The following is a 25414-nucleotide window of genomic DNA, read 5'->3' as shown; positions in this document are numbered from 1 at the left end:
GGAGCCACTCAGTGAGTGAATTAACCAATGGCGAACAATTCCTCGTCAATGCCCTTGCTGAGTCGGTAGGGCGGCAACGAATGCTGTACGCCAGCCAGTTTAACGGCAACACGAAACGCACAAAGCTATGGGATGAATTCGGCTATCCCGATAGCGTCCCGTTTGACCTTCTGTATCGCGCTTACCGGCGCAACTCTGCGGCATACTCCGGTGTTCATAAAACGCTTGATTCGTGCTGGATAGATTTGCCAACCATCATCGAAGGTCCGGAGTCTGACGAGGCGGCACAAAACACTGAATGGGAAGTCATGATTACCCGGGTGATGAAGCGCTTCTGGTCGAAAATTAAGGACGCTGACCGGCGTAATCTCGTTGGTCGGTACTCAGCATTACTGCTGCAAATTAAAGATGGCAATACGTGGGACAAGCCTGTTGACGTGGCCACAGTCAGGCGTCTGGGTGAGAAAGCGATTGTCCGGATGATCCCCGCATGGGAGTCGCAAATTAAGCCGGCCAGCTACGATATCGACACGCTGTCTGATACCTACGGCCAGCCGACTGAATACCAGTTTAACGAACAGCCGATTGACGATAACGGCTCATATGGTCCGACACGCAGCGTTACGGTGCATCCGGATCGGGTAATCATCCTCGCGGAAGGTGCGGAAGACGAAAATATCCTGTCCGGCATCCCGCTGAATGAGGCCGGTTATAACGACTTGCTGGACATTGAGAAAACCAAAGGCGGCAGTGCTGAGGGGTTCCTGAAGAACGCCAGTCGTCAGTTGGGGATTGCGTTCGACGCGCAAACAGACCTTTCCACTATCAGTCAGATGGCAAAAGACGCTGGGTATAAAGACCTCGGCGAGGCCATGAACGATAAGATGATGAAGCTGAATCGCGGCACTGATTCGGCGCTGGTTACTCAGTCCGGCACCACATCGGTTCTGTCAGTAGCTGCTGCCGATCCAACTCCGTCATGGACTGTGTCAGCAAACAGCTACACGTCAACGATTCAGTGCCCGTTCAATATCCTGTTCGGGAAGCAAACCGGTAATCTGGCATCTACTGAAGACAAATCAGCGTGGGCTGGCCGGTGCAATTCCCGGCGGAATGGATTCCAGACAGACGTTGTGACGGCGGTAATTACCCGGCTGTGGACCATCGGGGCTATAGATGCGCCCGCAAATGATGAAGTCACTATCACTTGGTCTGACTTGCTGGCTCCTGGTGATACGGAAAAGCTGGCGAACATGTCTACCATCGCTGATGTGGCTCAGAAATCACAGGCGGCATTAGGGCGTTCATCCATCACTGAAAATGAAATCCGTGCAGCTGGCGGCCTTGAGCCGGTGCCGGAAGTGCCACCGCCGGACCCGAACACTAAACAAACAGGTAAGGACCCGCTGAATGATGACGAAAATGGTTCTCAGGACGCCGGTAATACCACGCAACAAAGCTGACCCGACACAATCATCACGGCAGGTAAGCCGGATGTTTAGCGACATCGAAACGCGCTACCTCGGTATTAAAACGGACCTCAAAACACTATTTGACCTGCAACTAACAGGCTCAGAAGTGCAAACCAACGCCCGGCAGGGATATCTGGCCTGTAACAATGAATCAGGCCCCGCCACGCTGTTCCAGGTGAATATCGGAAAGTACCTCTACGACATGACCGCCGCGAAGCTGGCCAGTCTGTTACAGAGCGCTCAGGCGATTCTGGATAAATGGCTGTTGCAGGGTGGTGAGCAAAATGTATGGGCGATGGGTTACGTGCAGGATGAATATGAACGTGGCACGCAAATGGCCGTCAGTAATCTTTCGGTACAGTCCGCGCTTTACGAGCAGCAAGTCACGCTGGCCGACCGGTTGTCATCACCCGGTGTGCTGAACCAGATAGCCAGTGCGCAGGTAGCCACATACAGCGACTGGAAAGGTATCAGCGATAAAGCCCGGGCTGATTTATCCAGTGTCATTACTGATGCGGTTGCGCGTGGTATCAATCCGCGTGAAACGGCGCAGATAGTCAGTAAGCGGCTTGATGTGTCAATGAGCAGCGCAAAGAACATCGCTCAGACTGAGCTGGTCGGGGCACTTCGCAATGCTCAGCGAACAGAAACAGTCTGGCCCCGCGATACTCTCGGGCTGAACACCAAAATGCTGCACCTGTCGGCACTCAAACCGACGTCCCGCGCATGGCATGTTGCCCGGCATGGTCACACGTATACGCCGGAGGAAATCGAAGAGTGGTATTCGCAGAACGGCAATCGTTATAACTGCTACTGCAGCCAGATACCGGTGATTCTGGATGATGACGGGGAGATAGTTAATCCCGGCATGGTCGAGCGCCTAGCTAAAGAGCGTGAACAGTGGGAGCGTGATAGGATATATTAATTAAAATCTACAGGGGGATGTATGACATCAAATGCAATTGATATTATTGATGTTTTATTAAAGTACTCGTCAGGAGTAATTACAGGTATCTGTGCCTCCGTCTTAACAGCCAGATTTGCTTTATCGAAGTTCTACCAAGAGAAGTGGTGGGAAAAGAAACATAATTCTTATGGCGATTTGCTGGATTTGCTCATAGAAATACGTGTTTTATTTACTAAAGCCTCCATGCATTATGAGCGTATTCATGAAGCCGAGCAAAAACTCGAAACTGACATCGATTATAGTTTTGATTGGGAAGAATTTAACAGGGTGAGTTCAAAGTTGAGGCGCCTGTATGTACTTGCTCCTATTTCTCTCGGTAAGAATACAAAAAGTCATATTGATAAATTTTTAAAAGAAGAGATAGAGACTAATAGAGCGGTTTATGAGGAAAACTACCCTGAACATATTGCATATTCCGAGATGTCAACCGAGGTAGAAAAACTGATCAACCTAATCGTTGATGATGCAAGGAAAGAGTTAAGGTTTAAGTAATCTGTGAAGAAGTTATGACCCGCTACGGCGGGTTTTTTATTGCCTGGAAACCACCAGTGAGGACACAGCATGTCACGCAACTGCGTAAACGTGCTGTCGGTCATCAACTCCGCTTCAAACATCTCAACTGAAACCATCAACGGACGCGATCACATCATCGTGCGCGGCATCACGCCTGTTGTTGATGACATTGTGATGAACAGGAAGTTGTACCCGGCAGCAGAAATCAGCAAGGGCTATAAAACGCTCGAACGAAACCCGATGCCGCTCGGCCACCCGAAAATCGACGGCAAGCATATCTCAGCCCGGGATGTGCAGGCTGTTAATCAGTTCCATGTCGGGGCCTGGCTGCAAAACGTGAAGCACTCCGGCGGAAAGGTAACCGGTGATATGTACGTTGACCGTCGCTATGCCGAAGGTTCTGAGCATGGCAAGCGCCTTATTAACCGACTGGATGAAATGGCCGCGGGTAAAAACACCGACCCGGTTCATATCTCAACCGGCCTGATGTACTCCGGCATTGTCGCAAATGGAGAGTCCAGAGGTAAAAAGTACAACGAGATTGCGACAAACATGGACTTTGACCATGTGGCCGTGCTTCTCGATGAACCTGGTGCCGGCACTCCTGCGGATGGTGTCGGGATTTTCGTTAACTCAGACGGCACTGAGCAGGAAATCGAGGTGGTGAACCTTGCTGAATCCCAGTTACCTGACGAGCCAACACCTGAAGCACACACATTTTTCCAACAGCTAAAGGCGTTCTTCAGCGCCAACAGCAAACAACCCAACGAGGAAGCAGACCCGATGAAAGAACTCATCACCAACGCGCTGAAAGCTAAAGGTATCGAAACTGAAGGTAAGTCCGATGCTGAGCTGATGGATGCGTACAACAAAGCCATGAAAGAAGAAGCAAAAAAGGACGAAACACCGGAAGAAAAATCTGCCCGCCTGAAGAAAGAGGCAGACGACAAAGCGGCTGCTGATGCCGCGGCTACAGCAAGTGCCAGCAACCATCAGGAAGCGCCAGCGTGGTTTAAACCGTTCGCTGATGATCTGGCTGCCGTTAAGTCCGGATTGACCGCTAACGCTGATCAGGAAAAGGCCACCATGCGCACCGCAGTTAAGGCCAAATTCGGCATGACTGACATTGCGGTCAACACGCTGGACGGTGAGCCTCTGAAAGAACTGTATGCGCAGTGCGCCACCTCGCACGGCCTGAGTGGTGCTTTCAACCACTCGACCGAAACCAAATCAATCTCAGTAATGCCGGAGTAATGACAAATGGCTAAAGACGGTAAACACGTAATTCACGCTGGCGGCATCTTCGCCAATCCTCTGCTTAACCGTGAAGGTGCGGCAGCGGCGGCAACCCAGCCCGGCACTGTCGGCTATTTCAATGCCGGTAAATTCACTGCATCAGTGGCAGGTGATGAGTCGGCGATCTTGTACGTGGCCAACTTCGATTATCTGCGCTGCAAAACGGTAGATGACACCATTGCGGCGGGCGACCTGGTTGTCGCTATCCAGCCACAGTCTGGCATGTTCCTGAATATTCCTGCAGCGGCAGGCACGTACACCAAAGGGCAGCCAGTGGCTATTGCTAATGGTCAGATTAAGGTCGCTTCTGCAGGAACTCCTGCAAGCGGTGACACTCCGGCAGTGGCTGCTGACACTGTGTTCGCTTATGTCGAAGAAGATACCGCACTGACTGCAGTGGCCGGTGATCTGGTTCGCGTAGTATTCAAATAAGGATAACTGAATGTTTGTATTCTCGAAGTCTATTGGCGAAAAGACCAATAACCTGGCTGTTAACAGCTATCAGTTCGCGCAACTGAATCAGGAGCGTCAGGCGGCAATGAACCATCAGGGAATGAACGTGATGGAAGAAATTGCCAGTCGCGTGAATATCGCCTCAACACTCAATGGTATCAACGCAGTGCGCTCTCCGGCCGACCTGTACAAAACGTTCGATCAGACCGTGCTGGCACAGTTCACCAATCAGGATGAATTCACTCTGCTGAATGACCTGACGCCGCTGTCCCGCTCCGTACGTATCAATGCAACTGTGTACGAATACGCGAAGTCAGGCGGTAAAATGTGGGGCCATACCTCAATGTCCGGCCAGATCGGTGCTGCACTGGATGCCACTGCATACGATTACGATGGCACCATGGTGCCGGTGCATGATACCGGCTTTAAGTTCAACTGGCGTGATGGCCGCCTGAACAACCCTGACGCATTCGACGTGATTTCTGACGCTCAGGCAGAATCTACCGCTCAGATTCGCCGGACCTTTGTGGATTACATCTTCAATGGCTTCCGTGATAGCGAAGGTAATTACGTTCAGTTCGACGGTAAAACGTGGAAGGGCCTGAAAGCTGACGATCGAGTTGCTCAGGTCACTTTGGCCACTAACCTCGCAACGTCCACCGACCCGAAAGCTATTCGCGCCCAGGCAATCTCGCTACGTGATGTAGTTCGCGTTACCAACCTGCAGTACGGCAATCAGACCTGGTACGTATCTCAGGATGTCATGTCCAATCTGGAGCAGTATTTCAGCGACAGCTATGCAGCGCCAACGGTGTACGAAGAACTGCTTAAACTGTCCGGTATTTCTGCCATCAAGGTTGATGCGCAGCTCACCGGTAATCAGGTGCTGATTGTTCCGCTGCAGTCCGGCGTTATCGCGCCGATTGTCGGCCAGGCATTCGGTACTGTTGCTGATCCGCGTCCGTTCTATAACAGCGATTACGTATGGCGCACCTGGGGTGCTGCCGGACTAATGGTGAAAACTGACATTCAGGGTCACTTCTCAGTCGTTTACGCTCACAGCTAAGGATAAGTTATGGCACTCGTAAAGATTCTGGCTTCAAACCTCTTTGCCGGTGCCAGCCTCCAGAAACTGGAGTCTGGTAAAACCTATGACGTTGATGACTCACTGGCCGACAAGTGGGTCGCTGCAGGTAAGGCCGAGAAATCGACTGAAAAGAAAGGCGAGAAACTGGTGACTGCATCACCGGTAAGTTCAACTGACACCGACACTTCAGCCATTCAGGCTAAGCTCGATGCTGCGCTGGCGCAGGTTAGTGAATTAACCGATGCCGCAACCGCAAAAGAAGCGGAACATGCTACTGCATTGGAAGCCGAAAAGAACCGTGCTGACACCGCAGAGGCTGCGCTGGCCGAAGCAACCAAAGGTAAATAACCATGACAGCCCAAATCACGCTTGATGACGTAAAACCGATGATGGCTGAGCTGGGCTTCACGATTCCTGACGCACTGCTCACGCTGCTTCTGGGTCAGGTCAGCGCATCCTCTGCTTGTATGGACGGGGCCGGATATTCAGACGGCACACAAAAGCTCCTGCTTATCTACGCGACACTGCGTCTTGCGGCCCTGTCTGGTGCCAGAAAGATATCATCACAGTCAGCACCGTCCGGCGCTTCCAGGTCATTTGCTTATGATGCTGCCGGTACTGATAACCTTCTGAAGCAAATCCGGGCATGGGACACCAATGGGTGCTTGTCTGACCTGCCGCTGAGCAGTAATCAGGTCGGTCTCTTTGAAGTCGTGGGGGGCTGCTGATGGAGTGGATTGATATCGCTGACCGGTTACCGAAAATGCTCGAACGGGTATGGGTGGAAACTGACACTGGCAGGAAAACCACGGCGTATCTGAAATCGGATGGTGAGTGGTTCCTGTTCTGCCGGAAGATTGCCGACACAGGCGCTAAGGTCGTGAGGTGGTGCAGATGAGTGATATATCCAGGTGGTCATATACTGCACCATGCACGATCTGGAGTAGCCTCGGAGTTAACGAGTACGGCGACCATTTAGGGTTCTCTGCACCGAAAACCATTATGGCCGAATATCAGGGCGGCCTGTCTGCAAAGATTGGCGACATTGGCACAGAGCAGGTTGTTAAAAACACGTTCTGGTCCGAATACGCAAGTGCCGAGAAGGGGGATTACATCCTTATTGGCGAGTCTGCTGAATCCGACCCGGTTGCTGCCGGTGCAGATGAAGTGATGCAGGTTATCCGGTATGCAGATACCTTTGACCGCCTCGCTGATGACTACGCCATTCTGACGGGAGTCTGATATGGGGATTAAAGTACGTGGTATACAGGCATCAAAGCAAGGTCTGGACGCGCTTGTGAGTGACATTGAGGGCAGGAGAGCGCCGAGGGCGGTACAGGCAGCCTCAATCGTAATAGGGTCTGAAGCTGCAACTCTTACCCCTATTGATACATCAACGCTCATCAACTCTCAGTACAGGGAATTGATGGTTAACGGAACGATGGTTACCGGCCGCGTCGGCTACTCTGCTGACTATGCCGTGTATGTTCACAATGCGCCTGGCAAACTTAAAGGCAAGCCGAGATCCAGCGTGAAGTCGTTTAAAACCAGCTCCGGCAAGGTGGGGTTTGCTTCTGACAAAGGTAACTTTTGGGACCCTCACGCAGAGCCGCACTTTCTGACGAAAGGCGCTGAAAATGCGAAAGATGCCGTGATTTCCGTGGTGCATAAGGAGATGTCCAGATGAATCCACCAATGCATAAGCGGGTCCGCAATCTTCTTGTTGATGCAGGCCTGACGACTGGCTATACCATTCAGGCGCTTGTCTGGACTGATACCGGAAAATTAACTGACCGGTTCATTGTGATCCGGCCAAATGGCGGCAGCAACATCGACCGTGATTTAGGTGCTGAGTATTACGTAATGGTTGACGTGATCACTGGAAAGAACGCCGGTGATTATGCCAAATCAGAAACTGATGTTCAGGCCATCATCGACTATGTGCAGCAAAACCCTCTGTCTGACTCCTGTGTGGGGCAGATAACAAATATGGGTGGGATTCCCTCACCGGTTCAGACAGCAGAAGGTCGTCTGGTCTGGCGAATGCAGTTTGTCTGCACCTATGGGGAGTAACCCGAACCAAACCGAACAGGTCGCTATTTAGCGGCCTTTTTTACGCTCAAAAGAGGCTGAAAATGGCTAAATGTAACACCGATAATACAAAACTGTTTGGTCGCGCCGTCATTCTTGAAGTGGCTGACGGTTGCGCCGATACAGTTCCTTCCGAGTCGGAGTTTATGCTCCTGGCGGCCGGCACATCAAAAACCTTCGACATGAACCCAAACTCCAAAAGCTCTTCTGCCGACGACACTAAGGGGTGGGTTGAAAACATAGTCACCTCGAATGATTTGACTCTGAAGTTTGAAGGTGAAGTCCGGGTTAACGATAAATCTGACCAGTACGGCATATACAAATTTATCAAGTATTACGTCAATGAGGTAAACGCATCGCGTCAGCCTACGCTGTGGGTTCGTATGTACTTCGGACAGATCATGATTCAGGCGTACATGGTAATCACCGCTCTGAGCAATGACGGCGGCACTGACGACATTGTGACGCTCTCTACAGAGTTCAAGGTCGCTGATGGCTCCACTGTCGCCATTGACGATATCAACGACACTGTTGCCGTCACCGGAGTTACTGTTGCGCCAACCGCTGCAAGTATCGCAGTCGCAGCAACTCGCCAGTTAACGGCATCCGTCTCGCCTACCGATTCCACTAATCAGGTGGTGACCTGGTCAACATCTGATGCAACGGTCGCAACTGTTAGCTCCAGCGGTCTGGTGACCGGCGTGAAAGCCGGTACCGTAACTATTACCGCTACAACCTCTGATGGTAGCTTCACTGCCACCAGTGCAATCACGGTTACAGCAGCGTAACCAATCCAAAGGGTGGTTTCGACTGCCCTTGATATTGATTATGAGGCTGAAAAATGACACCAATTAAGGAAATCGGGGAATGCGTTATCTCTGTGGGTGATACGGATTACTTTTTCCGGCCATCATTCGCGAATATGACCAAGATCGGCACTCCGGAGGAAATAGTTTCGACGTTCTATGCACTGCACAATGACAACCTGAGTCAGCTGATAGTCGGGGCGTTGTCGGTGTTCGGCAGACTGCCTGAATGGTTTTTGCGTTACCTCAATAACTCCGCAGAAGGTAAAGCCGCATTTGTAGCCGCGGTGACTGTCATGGATGCCTGCTGTGAAACTGACGCCACACCACTGACTGGTGAGATTGCCCCGTCACGCACCGGTAAGCGCGCATTTATCTGGCGAAAAGGCCGGATCGATGCCAACGACCTGATAGTGATTGCATCAGAGCTGATAATCCACGGTATTATCGGCAGGGCGAAGGTCAGGCTGCTGCAGCGGCATGAGTCGAAAGCAACGGTTAAAGAGTTCCGGGCGGTTGAGTACATCAATGCTGCCAGAAATCACTTTGGCATGGCGCGCACTGAAGCCGAAAATCTCACCATGACAGAGTTTATCCTGTTGTTAAACGCCAAATACCCCGAGCAGAAAGGCTTTACCCGTGAAGAGTACGACAAGGTAGTTGATGACTACTTTGTGATGAAAGATAAGCGAATGAAGGGATAAGTGTTCGGGTTCTTGCTTCCTATTGCATAACTTTACCTTTAGGATTGGTCTTGACTTTACCAATGAGGATAGGGATGTGAGGAAGGTAATATTACTGTTTATGCTAGCAGTGTGCAGCCATGTTGCTATTGCAGGCGAAGACCAGTATCAGTCTGAGGCTCAGGGCGCTATCAGGGAGGAGTTAACTGCCGCTCAGTTGAAAAGCTCATGTTCATTGATGGCGTCCATGGCTGAGAGTGATATATCGAAACGGCCATTCGCTATTGCTTCCTGTGACAATGATTTCTCAGTACCTGATGGCTTGTCTTTTTCTGATATGAAAACATTTAAGCATGATGGGAACAATTATGTATGTGGTGTCGTCTCAGGTAAGACAGAACTAAGCAGGATAGGGGCAAGGTTTATTTATTCTGCTAGCGACAAGGCTATCACCTTCAAATATTCGAAGTATCCGTTGCTTTATTCTGGTCATGATAAGTTTTACAAAACAGCAGTGGTCATACAGACCAACCAATACCGAATAGAGCATGATCAATACTGCAAATAATTAACGCTAAATTCTAGACCTCGCTTCGACGGGGTTTTTTTATGCCCGGAGAATAGGAAATGGCAGACAGTCAGAACGCAGGCTCAATCTATTTTGATGTTGATATCGACACAGCAAAGCTTCTGACCAGTGCTAAACAGGTCGATTCAACGCTGGATAATATGGCTTCAGCGGCGCAATCGACCGGCAAGAGTCTGGATAGCATGAGTAAGGACAGCAAGTCTGCCGCTTCATCTCTGACGCAAATCGCTTCATCTACAAAATCAGTGGATGGTTCGATGCAAACGCTGAATACAACTGTCAGCGCAATGGCTATAGCTATTCAGCAAGCTAATGCATCCTCAGCTGCGGCCAGTATGACACTGGCGCAAATGCAGGGCGCTATGAACTCCCTGATTGGTGCTGCCAACTCAATAGCTGAAGCCATGCGCGGTGCCGGGACAAGCACAGGCACAGCCAGCAGCGAATTCAGCCGAGCAGAATCAATAATCGAAGGGTTAGGTAACCAGTTAGCTATTCTCGATGAAGCTCAGGAGAATGGTGCAAGGAGCGCTGCAATCCTGGCAGCTCAGTTGCGTGCCGGATCAGGTGCCACTGATGCCGAAAAGGACAAAATTGGTGATCTGACCGGCCAGTTGTATGACATGAAAAATGGCACCGATGCAGGCGCTAAAAGTCATGTTAACTGGAAGCACAGTATGCAGCAGGCAGGCTACCAGGTTCAGGACTTTATTGTTCAGGTCCAGGGTGGTCAGTCAGCTATATTGGCTTTCAGTGAGCAGGGATCACAGTTGGCTGGGGCTTTCGGTCCGGGTGGTGCGGTTGTAGGCGCAATTATCGCTCTTGGGTCTGTGATAGTAGGCACCCTTGTTAAAAGCATGGGTAACGCTGAAGACACTATGAAAGACCTGGCCACTGCAACCAATGCATTGGATCAGGTAGTGACCGTATCTCAAGGCGGGGTGGCAGCCCTGTCAGATAAGTATGCATTGCTGGCGAAAACTAACGCCGAAGCAGCGACGATACTGAGAAATCAGGCCCTCATTGAGTACAACCAGGCAATATCAAAATTGCCGGATGCTATCACGGATGCATCGACCTCTCTTTTTGGTCTTGGGGATTCTGCTAAGGCAGCGTTTTCCGGGGGAATGGTTGGCATCAGTGCATTCAATGACATCCTGCAGGCGGCTAATATTCAGACCAGTAGTGTGAGCGAAGCATTCAGAGAGCTTTCTTCAAATGCCGGCATAAGCAGGGGATCAATTGCCACCTTCTCGGCCACTATTGGGGCATTGTCTTCTAACTTTGGCATTTCAGAGCAGCAGGCATTTGATCTCGCCAAACAACTTGAAAACGTCTCTCAGACAAAATCACCGGAAGCACTCCAGGCGCTTGTATTGCAGCTCCAGTCTATTAAGTCATCCACGACTGACGGTCAGGCGGCGCTAACGACATTTATTGGGAAGTTGGTTGATCTGGTTACCACATCCGCCAATGCAAAAGCTAACGTGTCAGCGCTAAAAGGCGAAATGGACAACCTGACAGCCGGACAGAAAAACCTGATACAGCAATCTCAGCGTGATCTTGCCCTGTCAAAACTACAGGGTACCGCCCGGGCAAGGTTACAGGCGCTTTATAAATCTGAAGATGCAGGGTTTTCTGCTGATAGCCCTCAGGCACTTCAGATGCAGAATGAAGCTGAGCAGACCTACAAAAATACTCAGGCTGTTAAGGACAACCAGAAAGCAAAAAAAAATGCCGCGTCAGAAGCTAAGCGTCTGGCCGCCAGCGAAGCAAGTATCGCTCAGAAGCTGGAGCAGATGCGCCAGCAGTCAGATCTCAATGCAGTATCGTCGCAAAACCTAACTTTGGAGCAGGCTAAACTCCGTGCCGAAATGTCGCTCGGTAAAAATGCTACAGCCGCACAACGGGAGGAGGCAGCCAAATATGCTGAAGCTATCTGGCAGCAATCGGCAGCCCTCAAGGCCAGAAACCTAATCCCTGAAGTGGCTGAAAACGATGATTACACGAATAAATCCGCTCAACTTGAGTTGCTGAAAGGGCAGAAAGACGCCCAGGGAAATCTGATTATCAGCCAGCAACAATATCAGCAGGCGTCTGAAAAACTGGCCGCAGAACATATTTCTAACCTGGATAAAATTAACAGCCAGAGTGTAGTCACGCCTCAGCAGTCATTGGCCGGACAGGTTGATCCCGTTCAGCAACTCGCGAATGAAAATGCTCAGAAGTTAGCCCTTATTCAGCAGTTCACTCAGCAAAAAGTTCTCACAGAACAGCAGGGCCTCGCGCTGATGAATGCGGCAAATACTCAATATGAGCAGCAACGTACAGCGGCGCAGTGGACCCTGCTAAGTCAGCAAGGTACAGGCTATTCAGCAATGACAGCAGGGTTTGATGCTTTTGCTGATAACGCCTCGAATGCACTGACTGGAATACTCACCGGAACGATGAGTGTATCTGATGCGATGAAGTCGCTTGGCAATACGGTTCTTAATGCTGTGATTAACTCATTTGTTCAAGCCGGTGCCGAATGGGTAAGGCAGATGATTATTCAGCAGACAATGGGGAGCGCCGTTTCAGCGGCCACCATGGGGGAAGCAGCTATGGTATCAACTGCCTGGGCACCGGCGGCGGCTATGGCCTCACTTGCAACCCTTGGTGGAAACGCGGCTCCTGCAATGGCGGGTATTAGTTCCACTGTTGGGCTTTATCAGGGGCTTGCCCTTACCGGCATGAGAAAGAATGGCGGTCCGGTATCCCCCGGAGGGCTATATCAGGTTGGAGAATCCGGACTGCCTGAGATTTACAAGGCGAGCAACGGCAGTCAATACATGATCCCCGGAGATAACGGCAGCGTTCTGAGCAACAAGGATATCACCGGCGGGAATTCTTCGGGCGTATCCGTAACTCATGTTGTCAATAATTACGCCAGTGGCGTGAATGTTCAAAACCAGACAACCCAGAATGGAAGCCAGGTCCTGATTGAGACCTTCCTGACGGATATGGAATCAGGCGGGCCAATGTCATCATCAGTTCAGTCCACATTCGGCTTGTCCCGTAAAGCAACAGGAGATTATTAGTGGCAACCGTTCAATACCCTGACAGGCTGCCGTTACCACAACGCGCCAGCCAGAATATGACGCAGGACACCGGCTTTTTAGCGACTCAGCCAGCGGTCGGCCCTGCGATTTTCACCCCGGTTACTACTGACCTGAAAGCCACCTGGTCTCTGACATGGTTATTCACGCTTCAGCAGGCTCAGGTGTTCAAGTCATGGTTGAGGTCTCCGACATATTGCGATAGTGGCCGCAACTGGTTTGAGATGGCGATAGACCTTGGTGACAATCAGGGGCCGCAGGTTCAGACACTTCATTTTACGGCAATGCCGGTTCAGACCAGTAAGGACGGAATTATGGTTACCTGGACAGCTACGGTTATCTGCAATGGTATCAATGATGGCACAGCAGACTATGACGACTGGATTGTTGAGGCACCTACAGGCTATGAGGACTGGCTCGACCCGCTGGTGACAGTGATTTTACCGGAGGCGTAATGACAACACTAAAAGAGTGGAAGGAACGGCGGCCGGCATCTGATCTCAAAGAAACAGTGACCTTTTACCATCCGGCATTCGGATATTACAGAACGGTCAACAACCTGTTTTCAGCAGCAACATTCGGAGGTGACAGCTATCAGCCGGCCAGATTCAGCGTGACGGAGCCTGCTCAGGATGGAACTGCGACCATATCAATGACGATCACCTTTGTTGCCGGTGCTGAAAACGTCAGGAATACGCTTAAATTATGGCGTGGTGCACAGCGTATGAGCGCCATATCATGCACCTACAGCGTGTGGGATAACATCGGTGATTCTGCAGCGCTTAACGCCTATTCGCTTTATGTTAAAGATGTCTCGCTGGATGCGAACAACGTGACCATTACCGCCAGTCTGACCAACCCTCTGTCATTGGCAAACCCAATCATCTACACCACAAAAGACTATCCCGGACTTCTGAATTTATGACGAATGATGAATTTATACGGCGTGTCATCGGCAAGCCGTGGGCTAACCGTGCCTGTGATTTTAATCAAATGGATTGCTGGGGACTTGTGGTGCTCTACTACAGGCACGTCCTGGGGAAAGAGCTTCATCATATTCCCGGTTATGAGTCTGACGCGGATTTTATTACCTGCTATACCCAGCAGCGAATGAAATGGCAGGAGGCAAACAGTGCCGGGGTTGGTTGTCTGGCTGTATTTTATCGTGGGGATAGTCCTTCACATGTCGGAGTAATCGTTTCCCCGGGGAAATGTCTGCACTCCCGCGGCGAGCACGGATTCGTTAGGGTTGATAGCCCACTGGCGCTGATGAAAATTTATCAAAGGGTGGAGTATCTTAAATATGGCGAAATATGAAATACAACGCCTGCCGGGATCGCCTTTTGAGCGCGGAAATATTAGCAACGAGACTCAGTTGTTAGACTGGCTAAACAAGCAAAATCTCCATAGCAATGTTGTCGTTCGGATAAATGGGCGAACACTTGAAGATGACTTTGACCTGAATTACGAGCCAAAGCCCGATGATGTGGTGAGCGTCTTTGACCAGCCGGAGGGTGGGGTAGGCAAAGTCATCACCAGTGTTCTCCGGCCAGTAACTAAGGTTCTTTCCGGAGTGATGAAACTGTTGGGGGCTTCTCAGAAGTCTTCAGCCCCCTCAGTATCTACCGGGGAATCCGCAAATAATGACCTGACTGGTCAAACCAACCGGGCAAGGCTGTATAAAGGCCGACCGAATATTTACGGTCAGGTGAGGGCTTACCCTGACCTTATCCAGGAGGCTCTTTTCGAATACAAGGATAATGAAAAATATATCACTGAATGGTTTGAGGTTGGTTACGGAAAATACACCATCTCATCGGTGCGGTATTCTGAATCGAATTTGGGAAATCTGGCAGGAGCAAGCTATTCAATATACCAGCCTGGTGATCAGCTGGGAGATATCGAAGTCGGTTATACTTTTGATGATGTTGATAATGAGGAAGTTCCCGGGCTAAATGAGTCTGCTGATTATCCGTCTCAAACAGCCACAACTGCCTCCCCTGGATCAGTGTCTGTAGCGGGTAATCAGGTTATAGCCGTTGTGCTTTCTAACGATGATAATTTCTCTTATTTTGAATCATTATCTCTCCCGCACCCGATAACCTTCGTCGTAAGTGCAACCTGGAATGTGAACGGTGAAAAGGTAACCAGCAATGTCACTGGGAGCGGAACTATTACGTACTCAGAGGGGGTTGTAGGTGATGATAGTGTGTCGCGAACAACTTTTGTTATCGGGGACATATCCGGAGAGTTTGCTTCATTGCCTTCTGATGCAGCAATAAATAATACATTATTCACTCTTAATGATAATTCGCCATTGGTTATCGGCCCCGCGATATCTCCAGTTGATTCTACCCAGGTATGGGTCCATGTTTTAGTGCAGTTAGGTCCCACGGCCGGCACGACCAGGTATCGAATTTCAGTCTGGCAGGTTGATAGCTCTAACAACGCTATATCCGGGACGACTGAGACATCCGATTATTATTTTGATAACAATCTTCAAGTCACTACGAAAAATTATCGCACCACGCATAAATTTACCCCATCGGCAGGTTCTGGCCGGTACGCGGTATCGGTAGAGAGGCTTGATAACAGTAATGACGCTAATGTCGTCACGCTGGCTGCAATCCACGCGGTTAATGTGAGAAGTGGCGTTGTGTACCCCGATGACACAATGGTCAGGGTCACCATTAAGGGGGATGATGACAGCAACAGTAATCGCGATCAGAAGTACAACATGCTCGCGGAGAGGAACGTAATTTCATATGACTCATCAACCGGTCAGATTGACTACACGCTAAGGCCATCTCGTTCATTTGCCGATGCGGTTCTTCATGAGTGGGTTATCACAGGAAAGCAGGATATTAGCCGGCTGGATGTAGTGACTCTCTACGGAATTGCCGGTGGGCTTCCCGATCCACAGCTTGGATATTTCGATTACACATTCTCAGATGCCGCACAGCCATTGGGTGAGCGTTTACAGGCCATATGTGATGTGGCCAGGGTATCAATGAACTGGATTGGCGACACCCTGACATTTTGGCGCGATGAGGCGGTGGCCTATCCTGAAACTGTATTCTCCAGGTCAAACATGTTCTGGGATGATTATAAGGTCGCCTATGCAATGTCTCTGCCTGGCGGATATGACGGGGTGACTCTGGATTACACCGACCCGACCAGCAATAAAAAAGCATATGTCTATCTGCAAATTGATGAGAATGGCATTACTGAGGTCGGGGATGCGACAAGTAATGCCAATCAAATCAGCTTATCAGGCTGCAGCAATAGTTCACAGGCCTATGACCGCGCATACCTGGAAGCAAGGAAAATTCTTTATTCCCGCCTCACCATGACCGCTAAGGTGCTTGAGCAGACGCAAGTGGTGAGAGGCTCGGTTGTTCAGTGTCCGGATATGTACGACAACGCACAGCAAACCGGATACCTAAAGGGCAGGGACGGAGATGTTTTCTATACATCAGAGCGGATCATATTCGGTGCCGAGCAGTTATATGTAGTAATGACTGACAGTGAAGGTGGTTACCGTGGTCGCTGGGAATGCTCACCGGTTGACGGTAATCCCAGGTCATTCAGTGCTGCTGCAGACACATTTGACCTGAATATTTATGACGGTAATTACATTCAGTCCCCATCACGTTATTTCATCGCAACAGACTCAGATCTGAATGCGACAATGTGGCGGGTTGATAGTGCTAAACCCAATGGTGATAACACTCAAACCCTTACCCTGACTGAATACTCCCCAGACCTCTACTCAAATTAAATAACCCACTAACGGCCTTCAATCAGATTAATTTCTGAGGATTTGCCGTTTTTAAAAGGCGACAAAATGGCAGATTACAAAATTCCGACTCCGACAAATAAACCGGTTCCAAGCGCTGATATCCGTGATGTGGTGTTTGCTGGAGCGAAGGTAGACGAGTGGGCTACATCCACTGATGGAACCTACGTTGATCGATTTGGTAAGCAGCACCTTACGGCGGAAGGGATAAATAACCAGTTCCAGCAATTCCTGCTGAACTCTGGCTACGAGCCACTTGCTGATTATGTTGATGGACCAATCACTTTTGAGCGCCGGAACCAGATAACAGCATATAACGGCGAGTTTTATCGGCCAAAAGCCTCCGTCACCCTCCCATACACCACCACGGGCAATACAGCGACAACCTGGGCGGCAGATGAAGCCAACTTTGTTGCATTGGGTGACGCGGTGATACGTAAAGAGCTTGCTGCTCAGTTAGGTTACTCCCTTATTGGTCAGGTAGCATCTTTCGCTGATCTTCGCCTGCTGGTACCAGCATATGCCGGGCAGAGGGTGCTTTTAGCTTCCTGGAATAAGGATATTACACCTTATGGTCAGTCCTCATTTGGCGGTGATGAGTTCGTTGCCGTGTCCGGTAGTTACGCTGATGACGGTGGTTTTACTGCAAAGGTTTCTGACTCCTGGGCGTGGCAGCGGTGCCGTAACAAAGATGAAGCTACGGTGCTGCATTTTGGCGGCGTACCGGGAGGGACTTTTGATAACCACGATGCCATTATCAGCATGCATCTGTGGTCACAGGGTATAGGTGGTACAACGTGTCCTGGAATTATATTCCCTGCGGGTAATTTTTACTCATCACCTCTGGATTTCACAACTGAAGCATTAGGTACAAATAACCACGCCTTTAAACTCCATGGTCCAAAGGTTTCACACGGAAGGGATTGCCTGCTTACACTTAGTAGTGACAAATCAACTTCCCCGGCAATAAAAATTGAGGCTTATGACGTAGATATCGCTTATTTTAATTTTGACGGTCAGGCCACTTTAACCGGGGGGACAGCAACGACGGGACAAGATAGTATACAAGGAGGAACTCCGAGTAACATCCAGCCTTTCTTTGAGAACATTCAGTCTGGACCGCAAAATGTTCATATTTGCTACTGGTTTTTATATAATGTCGGTGGGCTTGGATTTAAACTAATTGACACACTTGATACTAAATTTCATGAGACATATTGTAACAGTGTATATGGAGGACTGTTCAATATTGGCTATGATAACCAATCATCAGGAAGTTGGGACCACCCCACTGCAGTTGAATGGTCAAATACAAACTATCAGGCTTGTTACCCAGAGCCTCTTATTTACGCTCCCAGGTTGCGCCAGTCTGTAATGACTAACTTTTGGGCTGAAAGATGTAATCCGGGGGATCTAACCGATTCACAGGTGATAATGTCTTCCGTTTGCATTGAAGACACTTATTTAAGCGGCGGAACAGAAAGATGCTATCTTGATCTGTTTAATTCAAATTTCACATTGATATCTTCAGATATACAGCCTCAGTATATGAAGACTGGGTATAACGTTGATACCGCATGGAACACGTCATATCTTCCCGGGCAGTCTTTGCTGGAGCCTCACGGAATTTTTACTTCTCATGGTACTGTTGCATCTCGTATGGCTGCCGGGCCACTTCTGATTAATACTTATTCCAATACAGTCGAAACATGGTATTACGTTGGTAAATTCTGGTTCCAGGATATAGGCAGTTCACTACAGATTAAGGTTACCGGTGATGCAGGGGCCGTGTGGGACACTACTGCGGTTAATCCCTGGTCAACTCAGCACGGTGGTCACTCACTGATAAATATTCAGAGAAAATCTGATAGCTCAGCTCAGCATATTAACTGGTCAAACCATGGTGGCCCGGTTACTGATGTTCGATTCACTGGTGGAGGGGGGGATAACCTTGAGCTCTGGATAAAGGTCGGAATCAATGCAATGTGTTCACTGCGGGCAGATGTCAGTTCACCCGGGGATGTGGTGGCTCAGTACAACAACACAAACTTAAGTGCAACATTGTGGTTCGGTGATGTGACCAAGGAAGACCCCCCATCTGATGCAAGAACGCCGATGACCTCGTGGATAAACCGGGCCGGTTGGCAACAGGATACCTCAGGGAATGTTAGGCAAGGCGGCCTTGGTATTGCAAGTGACGGACGTTTAATCGCTGGGGCTGCAACACTTGATCTTATGTCCGGGGAGTCATCATCCGGCGTGACCCGAAACCTTGTTCTATACATTGATGGCGTACCTTATTCCATAACTGCGACGCAGATCAATAAGTCTACGTAGTAGATTAATATTTTTATTTACGCCTTACTCACTGTGCAACTTAAAGCTATATTTTTTTCTTGCTGAAGGTAGATTCATTCTTTTTATTCTTTCTGATATTTGATTTTTGCAAATAACGCCTGTTGCGATAGAAAAAATAAAGCATATGATGAGGAAGGGCTGATTGTCCACAGGGAGGTGAAAGATTTTCATTGAGTAATAAATTAACCCTATTGCATATATATGGCTTAAGTATATTTCATATGAGCAATCCCCTATATATGAAAGCCAGTTTTTTTTAGTAATGAATTTCTCTGAGTAATTGGCTATCAAAACCAAGGCTAACGATGGAACCCCCCAACTCACATACCTGTCATCTGCCTCTGATGGAGTGAATGTAAATATAGATAATGTAGATATTATTATTGTTACCAATAGTGAGGATCTTAGTCTTGAAATTTCATATGCAGCCATGCCAAAAACAAACTCTATCATTATCGGGTTGGATGCTCCGGATATGTAAATATTACTTGAGTTACCACCGAGGAAGATACCGTACATTGAAATGACTAGCGTGATAAAAGATGCCGTGTACAGTGCGGCTTCCTTTTTTATTAATAAGCTGATAGTGAATATCAAATAAAACATCACTTCATAACACAAAGTCCACCCAACCATTACTAAATATGTAAGTTCACCTTTTTTTAATGGTATAAATAAAAAGGATTGCCATATCGCTGTTTTTGTATCTGTGTTAATGATTTTTGGGGATATCAATAGTAATATCAAAGATGCGATTGTGAATAAGTAGTATAGTGGGAGTATTCTTTTTATGCGATCTAAAATGAATTTTTTCGCAGTTGGTTTTTTAGTGTAAAAAATATTAGCCATCATAAACCCAGAGATTACAAAGAATATATCAACACCAATTGCGCCGATATCAAAGGCAGAACTCACTATGCCTAACTTTTTTTCTTTCAGGGTAATGTGATTAATGATTACCATAACTGCAGATAACGCTCTTAGCCACTGCAGGGTAACGATTACTGTTCCTTTATCTTCACTTTTCATAGCCACCTCTCAATATCCCATGTAAGGATATATTAATCTTGGTTTAACATCATAAATAATTAGCTAGTTTTGATTTCAGGCCAATCAATGAGATTTTTATATTTAAATCAATTAAATACAAAGGAAAGCATATGTCATTCACCGCATCGACCACGTTAGATAAAACCTCTCTCTATAACCAGCTTGGTATCAGCGTTTCCTCTGGGTCAGACAAAGTAGACGTGACATACGAAGCCGTCAGTCTGTCTTATTTTGACGGTAAGACGGGGATAGCTCAGTTCAAGACCTCCGTGGGAGATACGCCGGGGGCCAGTTTGTACCCTTTTAAATTTGATTACCCGGGCACCGGAAACCCTCTTGATGTCGCTGAGTCAGCACTTAAAAGCTATCTGGCCGCCTGATTATGACCTAACCTCTGATAAAACATCGGAGAACTCACATGGCCTTCCCATCCCCCGCAACAGATTACGTTGAAACACGGTTAACCCCTGAGTCAGTGATGGGGATCACCGCATCATCTGTCATCATCCCGACAGATGAAGGATATGCCGTGGCCGAACCGGGCCTGCGGGTGAAGATGGGGAAGGTCGTCTTACTGGAAGTGTCCGGCCAGAAGATATTCGCCACAGTGGGTGCCGGCCGGTTTATTACTGACGGTGGAATTCTCGAAGGTGACGCACTGGAGGATGCCAGGGTGATCGGAGTGGTGACGTACTTCGTGAAGAGTTTGTAATTCGGGTCTGAAAATCTAAGGTTGTACCAAATTTTGTACCAACCTGATAATCGTAGATTTGAAATATGATTTAAATCATCAACTTGAAGTTAATTTCTCATAATCATGAAAAAGGAAGGTAGGCTGTACATCTTTATTCTTCATGCTTTACCGTCCTGTCTTTTACACATAATTTCAGTTGATTCAACTGGGGGTATTTACATACGTTCAATTTTTCTGCCTTGTTCATTCCTGTACATCCCCGGGGCCTCGGAACTGGCGACCGGCTAATCTGTCTGCTCGTGATTTACCCGGAAGTGACGACGTCACCGGCTAATCCGTGCAGGCAGGCTGACCCTCTGTCAGCAGATATGAAGAGGGTACAGATACCTGCGTGGTCAGCGCAAGGATATCACCAAAAGGGGTGATCAATTTCAGTTTCCGTGTCAAAGGGCAGGGAAATTACCTGTTGCTGAATGCCAAAATACGACAAGGTCGTTGATGATGATTTTACTATGAAAGAGACGCGGTTGAAGGGGCAGTGGAGCATGTCTCATTTTGTGCCAAAGTACTTCGCTGTGTTTGACATCGTTGTAATTGTAGTTATGATCAGGTCATAACATAATGAAAGCCGATATGGAAAGAGATGAAGGGTTAGACTACTTACTTTCACTACATGGCTCCACAGTGTACCGGGATGATGGTTATTGGTGGAAAATTGAAGCCCGGGAAGTTAAGCCAACATCATTTATTCCGCATGGGATCAGGTATAGCTTAACACTGCACGACCAATACAATACCCGCGTCTACGGTATAGACAATGCTCATGGTATAAAAACTCCTAAAAAAGGTCACTATTCAGGAAGAGTAGTTTACGACCATAGGCATCGTACTCCACACGATAAAGGATTCCCGTACGAGTTTTTGTCAGCAGCGCAGCTTCTTGAGGACTTCTTCAGGGAGACAGAAGAAGTCGTCGCACTACGAGAAAATCGAGGTTAAAAAATATGAAAGCTCTTATTGGTGTTATGCCGGAAGAGCACATCCGTCAAAGGATGCTTGCTATAGTTAAAGGCGAGTACAAGCCTGAGCCGGGAGAGCCCCTGCTATGGTTTACCTCTGTAAATGCACTGGCTCAGGTGTTAAGTAATGATAACATTGAGTTACTACAGCTTATGGATGCCCGGCAGCCAGAAACCATCACTGAGCTTGCCGAAATGAGCGGACGACAGAAAAGTAACTTATCGGTTACCTTAAAAACTCTTAGCTCAAGAGGCTTCGTTCGCCTTGAGAAGCAGGGTAAAAGCGTAAAACCGGTGGCGCTTTTCACTGATTTCGAGATACAAATAAAACAAGAGCTTAAGATAAAATTCGCGGCTAAAGCAGCTGCCTGATTTTACTAAATCTACGTTAAGACAACTCAGGGGGGCTTTTTGCTTTCCGGGTTGCTGATTTTGTTACTTACCAGCGTCGTAATCTGATCTTGCTTTTCTGATGGTATCCGCGTCAATTTGTTTCCCCTTCAAAAGCAGCTCCATCAGATTTTCCATTCTTTCTCATTTGCGATTAAGATCGCTATCACCAAAAGGGGTTATCATTTTCTGTTTCCGTTTCAAAAGGCAGAGAAAATTTCAGCCCATGAGCACTGGCCGGTATGGGTTCAGGGGTGAACGTACCGGCTCCGGAAAGCAGCATAGTTTTCTCCTTTACCCAACCCGCAGGCACGACGATCCCGCCGGCTCCCGTAGTTTTGCGATAGGCGTGCTCAGAAATCGGTTCGTTCAGCATCCGCCTCGTTGATTTCCCGGATCACTTTACAAGGGTTACCAACGGCAACCACATTGGGGGGAATATCGCGGGAGACCACACTCCCGGCACCGATGATTGCACCGTCTCCGATAGTGACTCCGGGCAGAACCGAGCTCCCGGCACCAATCCAGACATTATTTCCGAGGGTGATTGGTTTGGCATATTCCAGTCCGGCATTTCTTCGTGCACTGTCCAGCGGGTGTCCGGCGGTATACAGGCCGACATTCGGGGCAATAAACACATGGTCGCCGCACCTCACTTCTGCACCGTCCAGGATCACCAGATTGTGATTCGCATAGAAGTGGTCGCCGAGGTGTATATTGCTGCCATAGTCGCAGAAGAAAGGCGGTTCAATACAGGGGCTTTGACCGACACTGCCGGTGATTTCCTGCAGAAGGGCCGGGCGCTGCGCCGGAGCCGCCTGGTTATAGCGCATACAGAGGGCCTTTGCCGCTTCCCGGCGAGTGATGATTTCTGCATCATAATTCGGGTCATAAAGCTGGCCATCCGGAACCCCGGTAATGTTATTTATCTTCGTCATACGCTCTCCTGAGCAGAAAAGGCTGTTCTGAGGCTAAGCATTTTCGGCCGTACAGGCTATGTTTCTGACAGTAATTTACATTTCACCGGCGACTATCAGTCTTAGCATAATCCTGATTTCCTGATTTCCTGATTTCCTGATTTCCTGATTTTCTGATTTTCTGATTTTCTGATTTTCTGATTTTCTGATTTTCTGATTTTCTGATTTTCTGATTTTCTGATTTTCTGATTTTCTGATTTTCTGATTTTCTGATTTTCTGATTTTCTGATTTTCTGATTTTCTGACTTTCTGACTTTCTGACTTTCTGACTTTCTGACTTTCTGACTTTCTGACTTTCTGACTTTCTGACTTTCTGACTTTCTGACTTCCTGACTTCCTGACTTCCTGACTTCCTGACTTCCTGACTTCCTGACTTCCTGACTTCCTGACTTCCTGACCTCCTGACCTCCTGACCTCCTGTACTGCTGCCTGAGTCAGGCCCGTATCACTGACAGCGATCATCGATAAACGCGTATAATCCGGGGAAACCTCACAGGCTGGTTGAATTCATGCTCCGCCGGGCGTTAGCAGGGTACCGACAGTGCAGGCCGGGTGTGAGAAAATGATTCATTTCAAGGGATAAGATGACACGTCTGAAACCTTTTTCCGGGCTTAACCTGCCTGGAATAACGGAGATAACTACCGTATAGTCGCTGCAGGCAAGGAGCAGAACAGCACGATCTTTTCTGTTAACCCGTTTGACAGCAGATATCCCCGGTTGCCGATTTACACTTTCTCACAATTGAGAGATGCCAGCGGGGGTAAAATGCCGTAAAAAGGCGTCTAAAACCTGTCAACCCACCCAAATTATTGAGGAATTTAGCTTGAAAAGGCGTCTGCTTATTACTGTATCGGGTATGATTTTACTGGCCTCAGCGGCGCATGCCGATGACAATGCCTTCCCTCTTTCAATGACGCCACCGCCCATCAACGCGGCCTCCTGGGTCCTGATGGATGCAACGACCGGCCAGGTGCTGACAGCCGGTAATCCCGATGAGCGACGCAATCCCGCCAGTCTGACCAAACTGGTGACCGGCTATGTGGTTGACCGGGCCATTAATGCGAAACGTATCTCACCTGATGATATCGTCACCGTGGGTACCGATGCCTGGGGCGCCGGTAACCCGGTATTTAAAGGTTCTTCTCTGATGTTCCTGAAGCCTGGCGATAAAATCAGTGTGCGTGATCTGAGCCGCGGTGTGATTGTCGATTCAGGTAACGATGCCTGTGTCGCGCTGGCCGATTATGTGGCCGGGGGACAGCAGAATTTTGTCGCGATGATGAACCAGGTCGTTGCCAACCTCGACCTGAAAAACACCCATTTCGAAACCGTTCACGGTCTGGATGCCCCGGGACAGTACAGTACGGCACGTGATCTGGCGATTGTGGCCAGAGCCATTATTCATGGTGAGCCGGAGTTCTATCACATGTACAGTCAGAAGACGATGACATGGAATGGTATTACTCAGAACAACCGTGTCGGATTGCTGTGGGATAACAGCCTGCATGTGGACGGCATGAAAACCGGTCATACAGAAACCGCCGGCTTTAACATTATTGCCAGCAATGTTATCGGTAACCACCGTCTGATTGCCGTTGTCATGGGGGCCGACAGTCCGAAAGGCCGTGAAGATCAGGCCAGAAAACTGCTGGTCTGGGGACAGAATAACTTCGATACCGTCCAGTTATTCCATGCCGGTAAACCTCTGGGAACAGAGAATGTCTGGTATGGTAATCCGCATACCGTCAATGTGGGTTCTGCGAAAGATCTCTATCTTTCATTACCGCGCGGTGAAATCAATAATGTGAAAGCGAAATATGTCCTGACGAATAAAGAGCTGGAAGCGCCGTTGGCACAGGACGAAACGGTCGGTGAAATTCAGGTGATGGATAAAGACAAACAAATCGCCAGCTATCCGTTAGTCGCCTTACAGAGTGTCGCGAAAGGCGGCATTATTACCCGCATCACTGACTACATTAAACAGAAACTGTAATCTTTCTGCTTTGTCAGTCTGCCCGGCCCCGGTTTTTACCGGGGCTTTTTTAATGCTCCCGGACGGTAGCGGTGACGA

General features: G+C 48.8%; 28 protein-coding genes. 26 read left to right on the top strand and 2 right to left on the bottom strand.

Features of this window, described 5'->3' with window-relative positions:
• The first annotated feature begins 11 nt into the window (after positions 1-11).
• The 21 genes from ABD035_RS14550 (at position 12) to ABD035_RS14450 (ending at position 19191) form a co-directional block, all read left to right on the top strand.
• Complete coding sequence (locus tag ABD035_RS14550) at positions 12-1463, top strand: DUF1073 domain-containing protein (protein WP_343870915.1); 1452 nt, start codon at positions 12-14, stop codon at positions 1461-1463.
• Positions 1411-2397 (top strand): phage minor head protein, encoded by a 987-nt coding sequence (locus ABD035_RS14545; RefSeq protein ID WP_343870914.1) that lies wholly within the window; start codon positions 1411-1413, stop codon positions 2395-2397. The genes ABD035_RS14550 and ABD035_RS14545 overlap by 53 nt, the downstream gene beginning before the upstream one ends.
• Positions 2398-2418: 21 nt before the next feature.
• Positions 2419-2931 (top strand): hypothetical protein, encoded by a 513-nt coding sequence (locus ABD035_RS14540; protein WP_343870913.1) that lies wholly within the window; start codon positions 2419-2421, stop codon positions 2929-2931.
• Positions 2932-3000: 69 nt separating this feature from the next.
• Positions 3001-4206: a DUF2213 domain-containing protein gene (locus ABD035_RS14535; protein ID WP_343870911.1), complete on the top strand. Its 1206-nt coding sequence runs from the start codon at positions 3001-3003 to the stop codon at positions 4204-4206.
• Between the two features lie 6 nt (positions 4207-4212).
• Positions 4213-4680 (top strand): hypothetical protein, encoded by a 468-nt coding sequence (locus tag ABD035_RS14530; RefSeq protein ID WP_025903265.1) that lies wholly within the window; start codon positions 4213-4215, stop codon positions 4678-4680.
• A gap of 10 nt (positions 4681-4690) precedes the next feature.
• Positions 4691-5767 carry a major capsid protein gene (locus ABD035_RS14525; protein WP_343870910.1) on the top strand — a complete coding sequence of 359 codons (1077 nt, stop codon included), beginning with the start codon at positions 4691-4693 and terminating at the stop codon, positions 5765-5767.
• 9 nt (positions 5768-5776) lie between these two features.
• Complete coding sequence (locus ABD035_RS14520; protein WP_343870908.1) at positions 5777-6136, top strand: hypothetical protein; 360 nt, start codon at positions 5777-5779, stop codon at positions 6134-6136.
• 2 nt (positions 6137-6138) lie between these two features.
• Positions 6139-6516, top strand: a complete 378-nt coding sequence (locus ABD035_RS14515) for a DUF7370 family protein (RefSeq protein WP_343870907.1) — start codon at positions 6139-6141, stop codon at positions 6514-6516.
• A complete protein-coding gene (locus ABD035_RS14510) occupies positions 6516-6686 on the top strand; it encodes a hypothetical protein (protein ID WP_343870906.1) in 171 nt (56 codons plus the stop codon). The genes ABD035_RS14515 and ABD035_RS14510 overlap by 1 nt, the downstream gene beginning before the upstream one ends.
• Positions 6683-7030, top strand: a complete 348-nt coding sequence (locus ABD035_RS14505; RefSeq protein WP_343870905.1) for a hypothetical protein — start codon at positions 6683-6685, stop codon at positions 7028-7030. Before ABD035_RS14510 ends, ABD035_RS14505 begins: the two co-directional genes overlap by 4 nt.
• 1 nt (position 7031) lies before the next feature.
• The gene (locus ABD035_RS14500) at positions 7032-7475 is read left to right on the top strand and encodes an HK97 gp10 family phage protein (protein WP_343870904.1); all 444 of its coding nucleotides are present in this window, start codon (positions 7032-7034) and stop codon (positions 7473-7475) included.
• A complete protein-coding gene (locus tag ABD035_RS14495; protein WP_025903270.1) occupies positions 7472-7861 on the top strand; it encodes a phage tail termination protein in 390 nt (129 codons plus the stop codon). Before ABD035_RS14500 ends, ABD035_RS14495 begins: the two co-directional genes overlap by 4 nt.
• 62 nt (positions 7862-7923) lie before the next feature.
• Positions 7924-8667 (top strand): Ig-like domain-containing protein, encoded by a 744-nt coding sequence (locus tag ABD035_RS14490; RefSeq protein ID WP_343870903.1) that lies wholly within the window; start codon positions 7924-7926, stop codon positions 8665-8667.
• Positions 8668-8720: 53 nt separating this feature from the next.
• Positions 8721-9389: a DUF6246 family protein gene (locus ABD035_RS14485; RefSeq protein ID WP_343870902.1), complete on the top strand. Its 669-nt coding sequence runs from the start codon at positions 8721-8723 to the stop codon at positions 9387-9389.
• 100 nt (positions 9390-9489) lie between these two features.
• Positions 9490-9936 (top strand): hypothetical protein, encoded by a 447-nt coding sequence (locus ABD035_RS14480; protein ID WP_343870901.1) that lies wholly within the window; start codon positions 9490-9492, stop codon positions 9934-9936.
• A 59-nt stretch (positions 9937-9995) separates the two neighbouring features.
• The gene (locus tag ABD035_RS14475; RefSeq protein ID WP_343870900.1) at positions 9996-13037 is read left to right on the top strand and encodes a tail protein (tape measure); all 3042 of its coding nucleotides are present in this window, start codon (positions 9996-9998) and stop codon (positions 13035-13037) included.
• Entirely contained in the window at positions 13037-13510 is a 474-nt protein-coding gene (locus tag ABD035_RS14470; protein WP_343870898.1) for a hypothetical protein, read from the top strand. The genes ABD035_RS14475 and ABD035_RS14470 overlap by 1 nt, the downstream gene beginning before the upstream one ends.
• Complete coding sequence (locus ABD035_RS14465; RefSeq protein ID WP_343870897.1) at positions 13510-13980, top strand: hypothetical protein; 471 nt, start codon at positions 13510-13512, stop codon at positions 13978-13980. Before ABD035_RS14470 ends, ABD035_RS14465 begins: the two co-directional genes overlap by 1 nt.
• Positions 13977-14372 carry an NlpC/P60 family protein gene (locus tag ABD035_RS14460; RefSeq protein WP_343870896.1) on the top strand — a complete coding sequence of 132 codons (396 nt, stop codon included), beginning with the start codon at positions 13977-13979 and terminating at the stop codon, positions 14370-14372. Before ABD035_RS14465 ends, ABD035_RS14460 begins: the two co-directional genes overlap by 4 nt.
• Positions 14359-16836, top strand: coding sequence for a host specificity factor TipJ family phage tail protein (locus tag ABD035_RS14455; protein ID WP_343870895.1), 2478 nt, complete (start codon positions 14359-14361; stop codon positions 16834-16836). The genes ABD035_RS14460 and ABD035_RS14455 overlap by 14 nt, the downstream gene beginning before the upstream one ends.
• A gap of 66 nt (positions 16837-16902) precedes the next feature.
• Positions 16903-19191 (top strand): hypothetical protein, encoded by a 2289-nt coding sequence (locus ABD035_RS14450; protein ID WP_343870894.1) that lies wholly within the window; start codon positions 16903-16905, stop codon positions 19189-19191.
• A gap of 24 nt (positions 19192-19215) precedes the next feature.
• Here the strand turns inward: ABD035_RS14450 and ABD035_RS14445 are convergent, their stop codons facing one another.
• Positions 19216-20241 carry an acyltransferase family protein gene (locus tag ABD035_RS14445; RefSeq protein ID WP_343870893.1) on the bottom strand — a complete coding sequence of 342 codons (1026 nt, stop codon included), beginning with the start codon at positions 20239-20241 and terminating at the stop codon, positions 19216-19218.
• Positions 20242-20372: 131 nt separating this feature from the next.
• Here ABD035_RS14445 and ABD035_RS14440 point away from each other — a divergent pair, with 131 nt between their 5' ends.
• The 4 genes from ABD035_RS14440 (at position 20373) to ABD035_RS14425 (ending at position 22347) form a co-directional block, all read left to right on the top strand.
• Positions 20373-20642, top strand: a complete 270-nt coding sequence (locus tag ABD035_RS14440; protein ID WP_343870892.1) for a hypothetical protein — start codon at positions 20373-20375, stop codon at positions 20640-20642.
• Between the two features lie 38 nt (positions 20643-20680).
• On the top strand, positions 20681-20974 hold the full coding sequence (locus tag ABD035_RS14435) for a hypothetical protein (protein WP_343870891.1): 294 nt from the start codon (positions 20681-20683) through the stop codon (positions 20972-20974).
• Between the two features lie 603 nt (positions 20975-21577).
• Complete coding sequence (locus ABD035_RS14430; protein WP_343870890.1) at positions 21578-21955, top strand: toxin-antitoxin system TumE family protein; 378 nt, start codon at positions 21578-21580, stop codon at positions 21953-21955.
• 5 nt (positions 21956-21960) lie between these two features.
• The gene (locus tag ABD035_RS14425; protein ID WP_343870889.1) at positions 21961-22347 is read left to right on the top strand and encodes an HVO_A0114 family putative DNA-binding protein; all 387 of its coding nucleotides are present in this window, start codon (positions 21961-21963) and stop codon (positions 22345-22347) included.
• A 371-nt stretch (positions 22348-22718) separates the two neighbouring features.
• On the opposite strand, the gene ABD035_RS14420 is transcribed toward ABD035_RS14425, so the two are convergent.
• Positions 22719-23303 carry a sugar O-acetyltransferase gene (locus ABD035_RS14420; RefSeq protein WP_212714747.1) on the bottom strand — a complete coding sequence of 195 codons (585 nt, stop codon included), beginning with the start codon at positions 23301-23303 and terminating at the stop codon, positions 22719-22721.
• Between the two features lie 863 nt (positions 23304-24166).
• On the opposite strand from ABD035_RS14420, the gene dacD reads away from it, so the two are divergent.
• Positions 24167-25336 (top strand): serine-type D-Ala-D-Ala carboxypeptidase DacD, encoded by a 1170-nt coding sequence (dacD, locus tag ABD035_RS14415; RefSeq protein ID WP_212712650.1) that lies wholly within the window; start codon positions 24167-24169, stop codon positions 25334-25336.
• Positions 25337-25414 lie beyond the last annotated feature (78 nt).

The organism is Tatumella terrea (genome assembly GCF_039523755.1).
GTDB classification, from domain to species: Bacteria; Pseudomonadota; Gammaproteobacteria; order Enterobacterales; family Enterobacteriaceae; genus Tatumella; species Tatumella terrea.
Note: the sequence above shows the minus strand (reverse complement) of the source record. Positions and strands in the feature narration are given on the sequence as shown.